The 16,137-nt window shown below is 40.8% G+C and carries 12 protein-coding genes and 3 pseudogenes; 10 read left to right on the forward strand and 5 right to left on the reverse strand.

Annotation, left to right across the window (positions count from 1 at the left end; all coding sequences use genetic code 11):
* Nucleotides 1–13 precede the first annotated feature (13 nt).
* From LG003_RS15140 to LG003_RS23510, 6 genes and pseudogenes are all read left to right on the forward strand, one after another.
* Nucleotides 14–3,013 carry a type I restriction endonuclease subunit R gene (locus tag LG003_RS15140; protein ID WP_262981085.1) on the forward strand — a complete coding sequence of 1,000 codons (3,000 nt, stop codon included), beginning with the start codon at nt 14–16 and terminating at the stop codon, nt 3,011–3,013.
* Complete coding sequence (locus LG003_RS15145; RefSeq protein WP_262981086.1) at nt 3,006–4,232, forward strand: restriction endonuclease subunit S; 1,227 nt, start codon at nt 3,006–3,008, stop codon at nt 4,230–4,232. Before LG003_RS15140 ends, LG003_RS15145 begins: the two co-directional genes overlap by 8 nt.
* Nucleotides 4,229–5,341 (forward strand): AAA family ATPase, encoded by a 1,113-nt coding sequence (locus LG003_RS15150; RefSeq protein ID WP_262981087.1) that lies wholly within the window; start codon nt 4,229–4,231, stop codon nt 5,339–5,341. The genes LG003_RS15145 and LG003_RS15150 overlap by 4 nt, the downstream gene beginning before the upstream one ends.
* A gap of 2 nt (nt 5,342–5,343) precedes the next feature.
* Complete coding sequence (locus LG003_RS15155; protein WP_262981088.1) at nt 5,344–6,975, forward strand: type I restriction-modification system subunit M; 1,632 nt, start codon at nt 5,344–5,346, stop codon at nt 6,973–6,975.
* A 293-nt stretch (nt 6,976–7,268) separates the two neighbouring features.
* Nucleotides 7,269–8,234 (forward strand): hypothetical protein, encoded by a 966-nt coding sequence (locus LG003_RS15160; protein WP_262981089.1) that lies wholly within the window; start codon nt 7,269–7,271, stop codon nt 8,232–8,234.
* 361 nt (nt 8,235–8,595) lie between these two features.
* Nucleotides 8,596–8,784: pseudogene (locus LG003_RS23510) on the forward strand (IS4/Tn5 family transposase DNA-binding protein); the annotation flags it as partial.
* 489 nt (nt 8,785–9,273) lie between these two features.
* Here LG003_RS23510 and LG003_RS15170 read toward each other — a convergent pair.
* A complete protein-coding gene (locus LG003_RS15170) occupies nt 9,274–9,591 on the reverse strand; it encodes a hypothetical protein (protein WP_112879834.1) in 318 nt (105 codons plus the stop codon).
* Nucleotides 9,592–9,919: 328 nt separating this feature from the next.
* Between LG003_RS15170 and LG003_RS15175 the strand changes: the two genes are divergently transcribed.
* Nucleotides 9,920–10,501, forward strand: a complete 582-nt coding sequence (locus LG003_RS15175; RefSeq protein ID WP_112879833.1) for a plasmid pRiA4b ORF-3 family protein — start codon at nt 9,920–9,922, stop codon at nt 10,499–10,501.
* A 19-nt stretch (nt 10,502–10,520) separates the two neighbouring features.
* Here LG003_RS15175 and LG003_RS15180 read toward each other — a convergent pair.
* The 4 genes and pseudogenes from LG003_RS15180 to LG003_RS15195 all read right to left on the reverse strand — a co-directional run.
* Nucleotides 10,521–11,786: pseudogene (locus LG003_RS15180) on the reverse strand (IS4 family transposase).
* A 191-nt stretch (nt 11,787–11,977) separates the two neighbouring features.
* Nucleotides 11,978–12,562, reverse strand: coding sequence for a plasmid pRiA4b ORF-3 family protein (locus LG003_RS15185; protein WP_262981090.1), 585 nt, complete (start codon nt 12,560–12,562; stop codon nt 11,978–11,980).
* 53 nt (nt 12,563–12,615) lie between these two features.
* Nucleotides 12,616–12,882, reverse strand: a complete 267-nt coding sequence (locus LG003_RS15190; protein WP_262981091.1) for a hypothetical protein — start codon at nt 12,880–12,882, stop codon at nt 12,616–12,618.
* Between the two features lie 224 nt (nt 12,883–13,106).
* Nucleotides 13,107–13,653 (reverse strand): annotated as a pseudogene (locus tag LG003_RS15195) (IS630 family transposase); the annotation flags it as partial.
* Between the two features lie 216 nt (nt 13,654–13,869).
* On the opposite strand from LG003_RS15195, the gene LG003_RS15200 reads away from it, so the two are divergent.
* From LG003_RS15200 to LG003_RS15210, 3 genes are all read left to right on the forward strand, one after another.
* Complete coding sequence (locus LG003_RS15200) at nt 13,870–14,538, forward strand: papain-like cysteine protease family protein (RefSeq protein ID WP_262981092.1); 669 nt, start codon at nt 13,870–13,872, stop codon at nt 14,536–14,538.
* 16 nt (nt 14,539–14,554) lie between these two features.
* Entirely contained in the window at nt 14,555–15,115 is a 561-nt protein-coding gene (locus tag LG003_RS15205; protein ID WP_262981093.1) for a hypothetical protein, read from the forward strand.
* A gap of 855 nt (nt 15,116–15,970) precedes the next feature.
* Nucleotides 15,971–16,132, forward strand: coding sequence for a hypothetical protein (locus tag LG003_RS15210; RefSeq protein WP_262981094.1), 162 nt, complete (start codon nt 15,971–15,973; stop codon nt 16,130–16,132).
* The last annotated feature ends 5 nt before the right edge of the window (nt 16,133–16,137 follow it).

Below are 16,137 nucleotides of genomic sequence, written 5' to 3' on the forward strand. Positions count from 1 at the left end.
CGGAATGCAGCAGATGACAAAAGAACAGCATATCGAAGAAAGCTTCATCAAAAAATTACAAGATCTCAAGTATACCTATCGACCAGATATTCGTGATAAGGATTCATTAGAGCGTAACTTTCGAGAAAAGTTTGAGAGGCTTAATCGAGTTAATCTAACGGATGCTGAATTTGCCCGCTTGCGTGATGAGATCATCAGCTCAGATGTTTACTCTGCCGCTAAGACCTTACGTGAGCGCAATTCCTTTCAACGCGAGGATGGCACTCCACTGCACTACACATTGGTAAACATCAATGATTGGTGTAAAAACGAATACGAAGTCATCAATCAACTTCGCATAAACACAGATAATAGCCATCACCGATATGATGTGATTATTCTTATCAACGGTGTACCAGTTGTTCAAGTGGAGCTAAAGAGCCACCAGATCGTAACTCGTCGTGCTATGGAACAGATTGTGAATTACAAGAATGATCCTGGTAATGGCTACACCAACACATTACTGTGCTTTATGCAATTGTTCATCATCAGTAATGAGCATCGAACTTACTATTTTGCGAACAACCATAGCCAGCACTTTAGTTTTGATGCTGATGAACGTTTTCTTCCAATTTATCAGCACGCCGACATCAACAATAAAAAGATTGCTCACTTGCATGATTTTGCGAATGACTTTTTGGCTAAATGCACACTAGGACAAATGATTAGTCGTTATATGGTACTCGTGGCGAGTGAACAGAAAATGCTCATTATGCGTCCGTATCAAATATATGCGGTAAAATCGATTGTTGATTGTATCCACCAAAATCGTGGTAATGGCTATATCTGGCATACAACAGGTAGCGGTAAGACTTTGACGTCATTTAAAGCATCTACCTTATTAAAAGACAATAAAGATATTGAAAAGTGTTTATTTGTTGTCGATCGGAAAGACTTAGATCGTCAAACCCGTGAGGAGTTCAACAAGTTCCAGGAAGGTTGTGTTGAAGAAAACACCAATACTGAAAAGCTAGTTCGCCGAATGCTTTCGGAGGATTATGCCGATAAAGTTATCGTCACCACCATTCAAAAGCTTGGCTTAGCATTAGATGAAAACAGCAAACGTAATCAGGTTAATAAGAAAAATGGCAAGCCAACATATAAAGAGCGTCTAGAGCCACTGCGTGATAAGAGAATCGTATTTATTTTTGATGAATGCCATCGTTCGCAATTTGGTGATAACCACAAAGCAATTAAGGAGTTTTTTCCTAATGCGCAGTTGTTTGGGTTTACTGGTACCCCCATTTTTGATGACAACGCTACATACAAGCAGATCGATGGCACTGTCGCATCTAATGTGACTACAAAAGATGTATTCCAGAAAGAACTACATGCCTATACCATCACACATGCTATTGATGACCGAAATGTACTGAGTTTCCATATCGATTATTTCGGTAAAGATAACGGTGAGAAAAAACCTAAGAAAGGCGAAAATCCGCCGCCGAGAGCTGTAATTAATGCCATCTTAGATAAACATGATAGTGCCACGAGCCAACGCCGCTTCAATGCCATATTGGCGACAGCAAAGATTAATGATGCTATCGAGTATTATCAGCAATTCAAAGCTATCCAAGCAGAGAAACAAGCCGAAGATAGTAGCTTTGAACCGTTGAACATCGCTTGTGTGTTTTCTCCTCCCGCAGAAGGAAACAAAGATGTGCAGCAGTTACAAGAAGATCTGGAACAAGAAAAGGAAGACAACAAACAGCAGCCGGATGAGAAGAAGAAGGCGCTAACAGCAATCATTGAGGATTATAACCAGCAATATGGTACGAACCATAAGATTAGTGAGTTCGATCTGTATTACCAAGACGTTCAGCAGCGTATTAAAGATCAGAAATACTCAAACGCTGATTATCCGCGTAAGAATAAGATCGATGTGGTTATCGTTGTGGATATGTTGCTGACAGGTTTCGACTCTAAGTATTTGAACACTCTGTATGTAGATAAAAACCTCAAGCATCATGGTCTGATACAAGCGTTTTCTCGCACCAATCGCGTGTTGAACGATAGCAAACCCTGGGGCAACGTTTTAGACTTCCGTGGTCAGGAAGATGAAGTTAACGCAGCAATTGGTCTTTTCTCCGGTGCCGCCAAGGGGCGGGCCAAAGAAATTTGGTTGGTCGATCCCGCGCCTGTTGTAGTGAACGAATTCAAAGAAGCAGTCGAAAATCTACAAACATTTATGCTCAAGCATGGCTTAGAGTGTACTCCTTCAGACGTAGCTAACTTAAAAGGAGACACCGCTAAAGCAGAGTTTATCAATCATTTTAAAGAAGTGCAGAAGCTCAAAACTCAATTGGATCAATATACTGACTTGAGTGTTGAAAACCAACAAACCGTTGCAGAACTATTGCCGGAAGACACACTGCGCGGCTTTAAAGGCTCCTATCTAGAAACTGCTCAAGAGTTAAAACGAAAGCGGGACAAAGGTGGCGATGATGTTGAAGATGCTGTACAACAACTTGATTTTGAATTCGTACTTTTTGCATCAGCGGTGATTGACTACGACTACATAATGGCGTTGATTGCTAAATCTACTCAGACAACCAAGACTAAGCAGACGATGACACGAGCGCAGCTAATCGATTTGATTAGCTCCAGTGCTAACCTGATGGGTGAGCGAGAAGATATTATCTCCTACATCAATAGCTTAAAAGTAGAACAAAGCTTGACAGAACAAGAGATCCGCGATGGTTATCTAGCTTTTAAAGCTGCTAAAGCAGGTCAAGAGCTAACAAAAATGGCAGAGAAGCATGGTTTGTCACCGCAAGCCTTAAGCGTTTTTGTCGATGGAATTATGAACAGAATGATATTTGATGGCGAGCAACTTACAGATTTGTTGGAGCCCCTAGAGTTGGGTTGGAAGGCTCGACGTTTGGCTGAGATCGCTTTGATGGAAGATCTTGTGCCGCACTTACAAAAGTTGGCACAAGGCCGTGAAATTTCGGGGTTAGCTGCATATGAGTAAAGAATACAATAAGGCTCTGATCCCTGAGCGAAGATTTCCTGATTTTATGAGTGATGAAAGTTGGAAGATCATGTCATTTGGAGAGGTATTCTCACGGATAACAACCAAGAATGTAGAAAATAACACAAACGTGTTGACTATATCTGCGCAGCATGGACTGGTTAGCCAAACGGAGTATTTCAAAAAGAGTGTTGCGGCGAAAGATCTAACGGGATACTACCTTTTGAAAAAAGGTGATTTCGCTTATAACAAGAGCTACTCCAAAGGCTACCCTATGGGGGCAATCAAACCCCTAAAACTGTATGAGCAAGGTGTAGTTTCTACTTTGTACATTTGTTTTAAAACAAAAGATGGCTTTAGGAGTGATTATTTTGAGCATTATTTCGAGTCTGGGGCTCTTAACTCTGAAGTAAGTAAAATAGCTCAGGAAGGTGGAAGAGCACATGGGTTGTTAAATGTCAGTGTAAAAGAGTTTTTTAGGAATGTTCGGTTAATGGTTCCTACATTGCCCGAACAACAAAAAATTGCAGATTTCCTATCATCTTTCGATGAGCGTATCGCATTGGAAGAGCAGAAGCTGGATGTCCTTAAAGCGCACAAGAAAGGTTTGATGCAACAACTTTTCCCAGAAGCTAGTGAAGAGTTACCGAAATTGCGCTTTCCAGAATTTTTGAATCAAAATGGCTGGGAACTTAAGACGTTAGGTGAAGTTTGTCATATGCAAGCTGGTAAGTTTGTTCGTGCCTCGGAAATTATTCATGAATCAGCTGATGGTCTGCATCCATGTTTCGGTGGTAATGGCCTACGTGGCTATACACGGACATTTACTCATGTAGGTAAATACTCTCTTATTGGCCGCCAAGGTGCTCTATGCGGAAATGTAAATCTTGTCTCAGGTAGTTTCCATGCAACAGAACATGCGGTTGTAGTGACACCAACTAAAAATGTCGATACAGATTGGCTTTTTTATATGCTAGTGAACTTAAACTTAAATCAATATGCAACAGGACAAGCTCAGCCAGGGCTTTCAGTAGATAACCTAGAGAAAGTGGCACTATGCATCCCTTGTAACATTAAAGAACAGCAAAAAATAGCTGAGTTTCTGGACTCCATCAAAAAGCTAATCGATGACCAAACAGAAAAGTTATCATTTCTAAAGTTATATAAGAAAGGCATGATGCAACAGTTGTTCCCATTAATGGAAAAAATGGGGATATGAACGAAATGACTTTTGATGATCTGGGGGCAGTCGCTGCCCACCTTCGCGATAAGTTGGAGGAAAAAAAATACATTGTTCTCTTTGCCTATAACGGAACAGGTAAGACTCGCTTATCTATGGAGTTTAAAGATCTTGGTAGGGATGGTGACCGTAGAGATACTCTTTATTTTAACGCTTTTACCGAAGATCTGTTCTATTGGGATAACGACTTAGACAGTGACTCAGAGCGTGTTCTTCGAATGAATAGTGATTCGCGTTTCTTTATAGGTCTGCAAGAGCTAGAAATGGAAAACCGTATTCGTCCATTATTACGCCGTTATGCTGATTTTGATTTCTTTATTGATTACGACGAATGGAGTATCAATTTCGTTCGAGAAGTTCATGATGGCGATACAGCCCAAACTATAGAGCACATCAAAGTATCTCGTGGTGAAGAAAACATTTTTGTTTGGTGTTTTTTTCTAGCAGTAGCTCAGCTTGCTATAGATGGTCAAGATGCGTATCGCTGGGTCAATTACATCTATATTGATGATCCAATATCATCTTTAGATGATAATAACGCCATTGCTGTGGCAAGCCATCTAGCACAACTATTAAAAGACCAAGATGGTGATATACGCGTTGTTGTTTCGTCTCACCATGCATTATTTTTCAATGTGATTTGGAATGAGTTAGGAGAAAAGCGAAAACAGCTTCAACCTTACTTCTTACGTAGTGACAAGGAGTCTGGTTCTTACACTTTACGTTATACCAATAGCACGCCATTTTTTCATCATGTAGCATTACTGACGCAACTTCACCAGGCTGCGGAGTCCGGTGAACTATATACCTATCACTTTAATATTTTGCGTGGAATCTTGGAGAAAACAGCAGCATTTCATGGGTTTAAAAATTTCTCCGCTTGTATTAAGCAAGACGATGATGATCCAGATGGAGTCCTTCATGCTCGTATTATCAATATCCTGAGTCATGGTGATTACTCTATGTTTGATCCAATGGAAATGCAGGAAGAGAACAAAGGCTACTTCCGTAAAATATTAAGTGATTTCATGGAAAACTATCGATTCAACCCTGAGTTATTCCCAGAATTAACGACTGAGACAAATTAATCATGACTAAAGAACAGCTTAATCAGCTAGGTAAGGCCCTCTGGGATATCGCAAATAACTTACGTGGTGCAATGAATGCGGACGACTTCCGTGACTATATGTTGTCGTTCCTGTTTCTGCGTTACTTGTCAGATAATTATGAAACTTCAGCTAAAAAAGAGCTTGGCTCTGATTACCCTAAGCTGGCAGAAGGCGACAAGCGTTCACCTTTGGCTGTGTTTTATGAGCAATTGACTGAAACTGAAAGAAAAGAATTTCAAGAACACATGCGTACAAAGGTCCATTATGTTATTGAACCGAAGTACTTGTGGAGCAACATTGCAGAGTTAGCTAGATCTCAAAGTACAGAACTACTAAAAACGTTAGATGATGGTTTTGATCATGTTGAGAATCACAGTTTCAAAAGTACTTTTCAAGGGTTGTTTTCCGAGATAAACCTGAACTCTGAGAAGCTGGGTAAAACTTATACGGCTCGTAATACCAAGCTTTGCACTATAATCCAGAAAGTATCAGAGGGAATCGCTGAATTTTCTACAGACAGCGATATATTGGGGGATGCTTACGAGTATTTGATCGGTGAGTTTGCCGCTGGTTCTGGTAAGAAGGCCGGTGAGTTCTATACACCACAACCGATTTCAGATGTATTGTCTGCAATAGTTTCGTTAGACAGCCAAGATCCTAAGACTGGCTATAAGAAGCGGATTGAAAGTGTAATGGACTTTGCCTGTGGTTCTGGTTCCTTACTGCTTAATGTTCGTAAGCGACTTGGTAAGCATGGTATTGGTAAGATTTACGGTCAAGAAAAGAATATCACTACCTATAACTTAGCTCGCATGAATATGTTATTGCATGGGGTAAAAGACACTGAGTTTGATATTCATCATGGTGATTCGTTGCTTAATGACTGGGACCTTTTGAATGAGATGAATCCGGCCAAAAAGCTTAAGTGTGATGCTATTGTAGCGAATCCTCCATTTAGCTATCGCTGGGAACCAAGCGAAGCAATGAGTGATGATTTCCGGTTTAAGAGCTATGGTGTAGCACCAAAATCAGCAGCTGATTTTGCTTTTTTGCTTCATGGTTTTCATTTCCTCAGTGATGAAGGCACTATGGCAATCATCTTGCCTCATGGAGTGCTGTTTCGAGGCGGTAAAGAAGATGCGATTCGTAAGAAATTACTGCAAGATGGCAACATCGACACTGTGATTGGCTTGCCAGCAAACTTGTTCTTTTCGACAGGTATTCCGGTTTGTATTCTGGTCCTTAAGAAGTGCAAAAAGTATGATGATGTATTGTTCATCAACGCCAGCGAACATTTTGAGCCAATGAAGCGCCAAAATAAGCTGATGCCAGAACACATTGATAAGATCATCGAGACTTATCAAGAACGTCCAGACAACGTGGAACGCTATGCTCGCAGAGTGACGATGGAGGAAATTGAGAAGAATGATTTCAATCTCAATATATCGCGGTATGTAAGTACAGCTAAATCTGAACAAAAGGTTGATCTTAAAGCCGTAAATGATGAATTAGTTGTTCTTGAAAAAAGATTAAATGAAGCTCTAGCAACACATAATAGCTTCCTTAAAGAGCTAGGCTTACCGATTTTGCCTGGGCAATTTGATGATAAATAGTCGTTGATACGTGCAATTCTTATACATATTGATAGGAAGGAAGCTGTCGAACTAGCATGTGGTTGTGAGCTAGAGGATTCGTGAGATTTATCTTCCACCTTTAGACATACGATATCGCAAATAAAATGGTTGCCCTAAGAGCGGCCATTTTTGCTCTTGGAATATTGTTTTCCTAATTTTAAGCTTAAAATTTGGTGATTTTATTAGTGAAAAATTTCTCAAAGTTTAACTTTCTATTTGATATCGCTTTGTTGTGAGAGTTTGTCGGTCTATGGACACTTCATTTGTAAGTTATGAGTAAAAGACAAAACGGTTTTGGCCCTGCATTAGGTGAATCATTGCAGAGCTTTATTTTCAGAGTATTAGACCGCAATGGGTTTGGTGATTTTTCCACTATTGTGACAGGCGGTGGTTGGGGAGATAAGCCAAGTGTACCTTATCATGCTCGAAGCGAATTTGAAGTGATTGATCCTAATGGGTTATTCAGACTCTATGTAAAAAACACAAAGAGGAGTCACACTTGTTTTTCTTCCCCGTTGCCACTGACACCCTCTTTTATAGAGACTTTTTATCCAGAGCAGCAAAAAAGCTATTCTGGGCAGCATATCCAAATTCGTTATTGCCAAGACTGTATCGAAAAGCAGTTGTATGAATTAGGGTATGCCTATTTCAAAGTAGACTGGCTAAATGCAGTTAATTGCTCAGTACATTCTTGTCAGCTTTACGTTGTGTCGCATGGATTGTCGCGAGGGGAAACCATAAAATCCATCAAGGATATTCTTATTGGTAAAGGTGCTTTAGTAGAAAAGACAGACTTAAAGATAGCTGTTGTTGATCCGTCCCCCTCTTTCTCTGAAGTTGACTTGTTTTTTGCAACTTGTGCTAAGGAAGCTATTTTTGATTGTATCTTTTTTGATGAAAAGCTCTGCCCAGATGATTATACCGATTTGATACCCACAGGCTTGTTAAGACAAGAAAACTCTTACCATCCGACATGGGGAGCTAGGCGACGCTCATTGCTCCGCAATATTGAATGTTATTATGAACTGGCGATAGAAAGATCTTACATTCAGATAATGTCATATATTTCCAGCACGATGCTTGTTGAAAGTGTACCTACTCCTTGTGCTTCTCTTAAAAGCAGCGGTAAGTTTTTGTTAAAGGTTACATCCAAAAGTTGCACGGATTGCAATAGCCTCTCCTGCCCATTGTGGTATGCTGATTGTAGTGATGGTTTTGGCAAACTTTATTCTACATAGAATCGTATGTTGGCAAACTTTATTTTACCTACACAGACTGGTGTGGAGAGACAATTAAGTTTGCCCGTAAGAGCGATTTTCCTTATGTTCTTACTGGCAACCATAGCAGCCACAACGGGTTTTCAGTATGGGGCACGACAGAAAACTAGAAACCCTTGAAGATTACAAAAGAGCCATTTATGTATTACGGTGAGTGTCTTATCGTCACAGGTTGTTCTGAATGTAGGTATACATCTCATCCAAATGTTTCTGCAGCATTTTGCGCTGTCTCTTATACACAAATCCCTCAGTAAATATTGAGGAATTTGTGTACTTCTGCCTAAATGATAGTTTTCAGGATAAAACGATAAATTGAGGTAAATTGACCAGGTTTGTAACGGAAGCAGAACACTGGGCAAAAGAGACGTTCTCAGGCGCAAAACTGGGTGACCAGCGGCGCACCGAACGGTTGGTAAAAGTCTCCTCATCACTCGCTAACAACATAGGAAAATCGATTGTGAAATCTCTGGATACCCCCGCTGATATCGAAGCGGCTTACCGTTTTATCCGTAATGCGGATGTTAAAGCCGATGCCATTGCAGAGGCGGGTTTTGCTGCCACCGCTGAGCGGGTTAAATCCTGTGACTGCCTGCTCGCGCTGGAAGATACCACGACGCTGAATTTTACGCATGAAACCGTCAGGGATGAAATGGGCTATACCTCATCCAGTCAAAAACCCTCGGGAATGCTGGCGCATTCAGTACTGCTTTTTGCCCCCAATCAACAACAGGTTGTCGGGTTGATTGAACAAAAACGCGGGGTGGGAAAACACCGAATGAATTATTTAAGGGAATACGAACATGTTTACTTTCGGATTAACGATGTTGCACTTATTATGTGAATCCAAGATGGACTTAAATATTTTAATACCACTAAAAAAGTCTGAAAATTGGCGTTCTAACGGTATATTTTTGTCAACTTGATTAAATACGAATTTAATACGATTTTCATCTACACCTAGATCAATAAGATTGGCAATTGTAGTTACGCTATCGACTTGCTATTTATGATGAGGAGTAACAGGAATAATAAAGTAGTCAATATCTTCCTGACTATCTTTATAGGCTTCCATTTGATTGATAAATATTTCGATGTTGGATGAACCAACATCAATAATTGCACTGTCTGAAATATCAATTCGTTTAAGAATGTCGTTAAATTCTCTTGCGCTAATTTTTTCTTCTTCGTTGCCATCAAAGTTTATTGACTCAACTCTGATAACTTCGGCACTTTCAATACGAGGTTTTAAAAGAATATTGCAAATAGTAGATTTTCCAACATTACCTGATTTATTTACAACAGCAATTTTAATAAACATTTATGGCCTCTGTTTCATCAGAAATTCAGTAAGTTTTTTAGAGATCTGGTTTTGATTAGTACAATTCCAAGAATATACTATGGCGGGAGTAAACCCTGCTTCCTCTAATCTTTTGATAAGTTGTTCACATGTAACATTTATGCTATGCCAATCTTTTATATCATGCTCAACACGAACAGTAGCCTCGCAAGTTTGACGCCAGAAGAAAGGTCTCTAAAGGATCGTTGACGATCCTTTAGAGGATCTAGGAGAGCATAAAAATCTGTGGGGTATCCCTTTCATCAATGAGTATGATCGTTCGCTTTATCATCATGGTGAAAGGAAAATTATGCCCATATACATAGTCAAAGCCGCCATTCGGGGTGTCAGCCCCATGATCTGGCGACGCTTTCGAATAAAGAGTGATATGTCATTGGGCGCCCTCCATTTTCTACTACAATTTGCTTTTGGTTGGGATAATGACTCCCTCCACACCTTTCATATCTACGGCAAAGACTATGGCATCTGCTATGAAGGTGGCCTCAGCTTTTATGATTATCCCTGGACAATTTCCCTTGAGTCTTTTCATTTCGAAAACCGTGATAAATTCACTTATGAGTATAATCTCTTTCGGCATTGGTTACTGGACATCCGCATCGACGTGATTGAACTTCATTCAAATAAAAGTACGCCATTCTGTCTCAGCGGGCAAGGTATGCCTGATGCCAATCAATATGATGAAACCGAAGCGACATTGAAGCTCTTAGAAGCTATTATCGAAAGTGATGACAGTACAACATTGGGTGACATCCAAGAATTCATCGACGAATTCAATCGCGTTAAATGTAATCGCCATCGACTCAACCGATTACTAAAGAACTATGATTTTTACACGCCTAACGGGTCACAAGGCTTAGACTGGACTCTATAAAGGTATCATACACTGAACCTTAAGCATTAAGTCTCTCGAAAATACCCTCCAACCCATTATTTTTATTGGATTTTCCTTGGGGCAACTTCAACGCATTTTTGGCGAGATATTTCAGAGCCCAATTCAGAGGGTGTTCTATTTCCGACCCGGCATGATGAATAATCGCGCCCAATATCGGCAACAACCAGACATCAACATTTTTGGCTGCCTTGAGAAAGGAAACTGAAGGCAAAAACCGCCTCGCCAGACTGCGCCGGACTATCAACGCCAGCAGACTTGCCCAAATGAACCCCTCCGCTATCGCTTTCTGGCCGGTCGCAAAACCTGTCCAGTTGGTGTGGGATTTTAGTTCCCTGAACAGCAGTTCGACCTGCCAGCGACAGCGATAAACCGCCATGATGTCATCGGCGGTAAAGTGGGATGGCGGCAGATTGGTGAGCCAAAAACAAAAGCGTTTTTCCTGCGCAAACCAACGTCGGATGACCCGAAATTCGAATCGGCCACGCCGACAGGTGAAATCCAGTACTTCAGCACGGTTGTTTTTGCGACTAATCTCCCGGAGTTTTTTGCCCGCCAGTGTCGGTAATTGTCGCCCCTGTCCATTTCGGGCGCTGACAATCAGGGGATTAAGCAATTGGCTTCCCCGCACGATAAATGCCCCCCGGACAGGGAAAATTGCTCGAAGTACCCGAAATCCACGTAACCGGCATCCGCCAACAGCAATGTATTGCGTAAGGTGTGAGGGGCAGGCAGATAAGCCCGCTCGGAGGCCGTGTCTGCGGTCACCGTCATGGCGATAGGCGATTGGCTGAACAAAGACAGGGTCATATGGCACTTAACCGCCGCCTTCAAGGGACTGAAACGACAGGGAAAAACCCCGGCTAACTCGGGATGAACGTTGAATGAGCTGCCATCCTGCAAGAGGATATCGTCAAACTGGCTGAATTTTTGGGTAAGGGGGCAAAGCTTTTTCAATCAACTGAGTCATGGCGAACGTCACCAGTGTCCTCATAAAATCGGCGAAAGCGCTTTTACGCAACTGATTATGAAAGGGCTTATAGGCGACAGTGTGTTTTTCACTCAGACACATGCCATTGAATTGCCAGTGCAGGTCAGCGATGGAGGGACAGTTTCCTTTGCTCAGAGCGGCTATCAGACTGAGAACCAGAGACTGTGGCCCAATATTTCTGAGTCGTTCCATAAAGCCACATCAGCGGGCGGTTTTTTCAAGAAAAGTGTTACTGAAGAATTGCATTAACTGAAGTTTTGTGGAGATAATTGTCATCGGCTTTATTCTCTGATCTCGGTATTTTGTTTGGCGACAATTATCAGATCATAAATAAAGCCTTTTTTCTATCTAAAATAACCGGTTGGCGCTAAAGATCCTGTTTATGATAAAGGTATACCTTTATAGACAGGTGGCCTACAGCCAGAGTACTTCCGGCTCAAGGGCCGGAGCAGAAAGATTAAGCTGCCTCAGCCGCTGATTGACTTTTTATCGGTTGAACCGGACGGTATCGAGTGCATCAATAAAGGGACGAATATCACCGACCGTGGTCGAGTCATCCGCAATCGCACGAAATAATGCCAGGACTTTGTCCACTTCATCAGCCCATGTCGCCCCCCCGGCATTCCATGACCACTCAGACAAAATGGTGTTTTCAGGTCTGAATTATCATGGATAGTCTCAATGCGAATGTCATGAAGCCAGTTATCAAATAAGTTGAATTGATAGGCAAAGCGATCGCCGACATCAAAAGCAAAATCATCAATCACGACCTTGTACGGATTATCCGGGAAAGCGATGCCTCCTTCGTAAGAGATGCCGTAGTCTTTGCCATAAATGTGGAACTGATGAAGGTGATCATCATCCCAGCCCTGTACTATCTGGATAATGTAGTGAAGCGCAGCCAGTGACGTATCAGTAGCAATCCTCAGCCGACGCCAGACCATGGGACTGACACCACGAACAGCGAGCTTAATCGTGTACATTTTCATAGCAAAGCGGATGATGGAGACGTAGTGAAATAATGTCAGTATTCTATCGTCAGCGGGGAGCATTTGATGATGACTGCCCCACGCTTTTTCATGCTCTCTTGCTTATAGGGTCAGTATTAAGGCATTTCTGCAATTGGTATAACCATTCTTCTATAAAAATTTAAACCATTGATTGTTTCATATTCAATTAAGAAAAAGCCTGGAGCATTACGAGAATTTGCTGTGATCAAAGCCTGCCCAGCGAGAATTAATGTATTTCCTATTTCTGAGGTATAATCTAGTGGTTCAAAATTAATAACCGTTGTTGCATTATGTGCAGTAAATGCAATTTTATTGTTTGGCAATGTACTTATTAAAATTGACGTTGGAAGAATATGTAACATTTTTTATCCCTTCTTGGTTATGTATTTAATGTGTTGAAAACTGTGATTGCAGTACAACTCTACGATTAAGGTTTTACTGCAATTTATATGCACTAAACAGCATTAGATGCAATACAATTAAATTCATAATACACACTTTGAATACGTGCCCCCTTCTTATTTTTGATAAATAATATTATTTTTTATTTATAGTGTATGTTTGTTTTTAGTTGTTTATATTTATTTTAACGTAAATTATGGTTGGGGATAAGAGATAAATAAGTTTTTATAAATGAGTTAATGAATTTTTCAACGCCTTTCAAGAATTGCCACATATACTGACAACAATGATTCCATGTGACAGTTTCATGCAATGATTGCCATAGGCGTTCAATCTTATTTATCTATGGCGAATAGACCGATAAAAACAACAGATTAAATTTAGGATTTTGTTTTAGCCATGCCCTGACTTTCCGACTTTTATGAATGCCATAGTTATCTAAAATCAACGTGATGTTTTTTGCATGGCGATATTGGCAATTCAGTTTCTTTAACATTTTGATAAATAAATCAGAATTTTTCTTTATACCGCTGACATAAGTCACTTGGCCTGTTTGGGCGTCAAGGCAGTCCGCAAGGTAGTATTTTTGATTTTTTCCCGGCGTCATGACCCGTTTTTGTTGCCCTTTCAGACACCAGTCCGCTCAGATTTTGGGGTATAAGGTCAATATCAACTTCATCTTCGTAAAACACAGGATGTTGTTCTGACACGTTGGATAAGGATTCATCCAATCAATAGCATTCCTGATGATCAGTCAGGAGATTACCGCTCTGCGAAAATTAGAATAATCAAGATATAAGGTTAATTTATTAATGTACCTCTGATAAATTTTACATTTTTATAACAAAAAAATAAATCTTATATTGTATTTGCAGACATACAATCCAATAAGATTCGTGATTTAAAACTCTAAAACTGGAGTCACATTTTCAACAAGTGAGGACAACATGACTGATATTCAAAATGGCAATTTACCGAGATGCCTTTCTTTAAAAAAAGTGGCGCTTTCCGCTTCCAAACGTAGCATAGAAACCAACATCTTGTATTCTGATGGGAAGACAGGCTACTTAACGGATTTCTGGAGTAAAGGGTACTCGCAGATTCAGGAGCAAACGTATTGGTGCTGGGTCGCTGTGGCTGCAAGTATAGGCAGTTATTATGCGCAGACGCCGTATTCTCACCGACAAGCGTCAATTTATGAGAAATCCAACAATATTACGCCTGGAACTTGTGTAGCTCCCTATCGCACCCTTCCAAAGAATAATTGTAATAAGGAGGGAGATCCAGACAACTCCTTGGCGGTGATAGGGGCGTTGGGGCAAAAAATACTAGGAAAAGGTTATGTACCTGCTCTTATGACAGAACTACTAAATGATAAGCCATTTGTCATTGCCGTTTATTTCTCGCACCCAATTGCCAAATTAGGTAACGCTAAGGGGCACGCAGTGGTGATATCATCTGTATTCAATGAAAAGCCGTATCATGGAGTTTGGGAAGTATGCGACCCGTGGAGCAATACGAGAACGTTGGAGAATTTCGATACATTCCCGTCATATTACTATGGTGATCCAATGGCTAGATGGGCAGAGACCTACTTTACTAAAAAACCAATATAATACATGAGGTACGCAAATGACTATTAACTTTGTGAGTGCTCCAAGCGGGGCAGATAGTGTTATAGTTTCTTTTTTACAAGATATTATAGATGGAGGCTCGCTTAGCGAAGCTGATACAAACAATAAAATAAATACCAACGACGTCTCATCGTCGAACCCGATTAAAATGTACTATGTCGATTACAATGAATTTGAAAAAACGAAATCCTTGATCAAGGCTGCCCGCGCTACAGGTTGGCGGTATCTATTGTGGTCAGACGGCTCTGTTGTGTCCGATCTCCATTTGAACATGCACGATGAAAATCTCATCGTCTCTTCAATGACCCTTGATGGCCCAATACCCGTCTCGACAGTTGAGGCGCTCCTTGCAGCAGAAATGGATAGCAGAGTTCAACAGCAAAGCTATGAAGTGAGGCAACTTAATTTACCTTGGTGTTATTTTGTAGCTCTGTGGTTACACAACCCAATTCACGACATTATCATCCCGCTTAAGCCAACATTAATTCATGATATCACGATCCACAAATTGTATGAGGTGGAAGAAATTTCCAACAAAATTATAGCGCAAACAGGTTGACTCTAAGATGCTAAGCTATAGTGCACAGTTAAAAAAGTGGGCATCTTTTTAACTTTATTTTAATCGCCATATTCATTTTCTATAGCAAAGGTAGGAGAATGTAATGAACGTATTCCAACCACTTAGCCTTTGGCACTGTACTGAAATTGGGAGATGAGGTGTGGATCCTCTCAGATTCCTAGCCTTCTTATAGTGCCTAAAAGCAGGAGCCATGTCAACGGTATCAATATCCATGGCTCGATAATTGATAGCGGGCGGGTTGCGTTTCCTATTTTACCACCAACTAACTAAAGTGCCCCACAAATTTTTATGCTCCCCGTGATGAGGAAACAGTCTGCTCAAAGCCGGGATTTTTCGACATAGACGGGCTTGATTCCCCCGTCAATACAGTACGGAAGGAAACACACTGCGGGTCTAATTTGAACAATCAGACCCACAGTGTTGTTTCCAGTACATAAAGACAGTAGCAGTCATACAGCTGAAAACATAGCATTCATGAATAAAATAGCCCTTAACCTGCCCAAAAATGAGAAAACAGCTAAAGTAAGCTTGAAAACCAGGCGCCAGAAGGTAGAGTGGGATAATAATTATATGATGAAGGTTGATAGCAGGCTTGTGAGGTGTCGAAAATTCATACGCCACTACATAATCACTTAGTTTGACTTGTAATGGATTGATCTAATGCTAATTTGGTGCGGTATTTTTGTGTTTTAAAGCTGGTTAATCTAAATATTTCCATTTTTGACTCAAAATCAAATCACTATATCGAAAATAACATAACTTAATCTAAAATACTGCCTCTCAAATTTTCCCTAAAAATTTTAATCACAATTAAGATCATGAATCGGTTTAATTATGGCAATGGTGCCCCTTGGCAAAATAATGACAGGGTTGGCCGGATGGGCTGTATTTGTTATTCAGCCTGTGTATGCAGATGACAAACCTTTATTCAAACGGGTCGCGGTAGGAATAGCCGTTACCGGCTACCCCCGCACAGATCCGGACGTGCGCTACTAACGCAT

The organism is Photorhabdus kleinii (genome assembly GCF_025384885.1).
GTDB lineage: Bacteria > Pseudomonadota > Gammaproteobacteria > Enterobacterales > Enterobacteriaceae > Photorhabdus > Photorhabdus kayaii.

Coding starts and splice junctions, on each gene's coding strand:
- LG003_RS15205 (WP_262981093.1), top strand. CDS start 14,555: ATGACTATTAACTTTGTGAGTGCTCCAAGCGGGGCAGATAGTGTTATA.
- LG003_RS15210 (WP_262981094.1), top strand. CDS start 15,971: ATGGCAATGGTGCCCCTTGGCAAAATAATGACAGGGTTGGCCGGATGG.
- LG003_RS15200 (WP_262981092.1), top strand. CDS start 13,870: ATGACTGATATTCAAAATGGCAATTTACCGAGATGCCTTTCTTTAAAA.
- LG003_RS15190 (WP_262981091.1), bottom strand. CDS start 12,882: ATGTTACATATTCTTCCAACGTCAATTTTAATAAGTACATTGCCAAAC.
- LG003_RS15150 (WP_262981087.1), top strand. CDS start 4,229: ATGAACGAAATGACTTTTGATGATCTGGGGGCAGTCGCTGCCCACCTT.
- LG003_RS15140 (WP_262981085.1), top strand. CDS start 14: ATGACAAAAGAACAGCATATCGAAGAAAGCTTCATCAAAAAATTACAA.
- LG003_RS15170 (WP_112879834.1), bottom strand. CDS start 9,591: ATGTTTATTAAAATTGCTGTTGTAAATAAATCAGGTAATGTTGGAAAA.
- LG003_RS15185 (WP_262981090.1), bottom strand. CDS start 12,562: ATGCTCCCCGCTGACGATAGAATACTGACATTATTTCACTACGTCTCC.
- LG003_RS15160 (WP_262981089.1), top strand. CDS start 7,269: ATGAGTAAAAGACAAAACGGTTTTGGCCCTGCATTAGGTGAATCATTG.
- LG003_RS15155 (WP_262981088.1), top strand. CDS start 5,344: ATGACTAAAGAACAGCTTAATCAGCTAGGTAAGGCCCTCTGGGATATC.
- LG003_RS15145 (WP_262981086.1), top strand. CDS start 3,006: ATGAGTAAAGAATACAATAAGGCTCTGATCCCTGAGCGAAGATTTCCT.
- LG003_RS15175 (WP_112879833.1), top strand. CDS start 9,920: ATGCCCATATACATAGTCAAAGCCGCCATTCGGGGTGTCAGCCCCATG.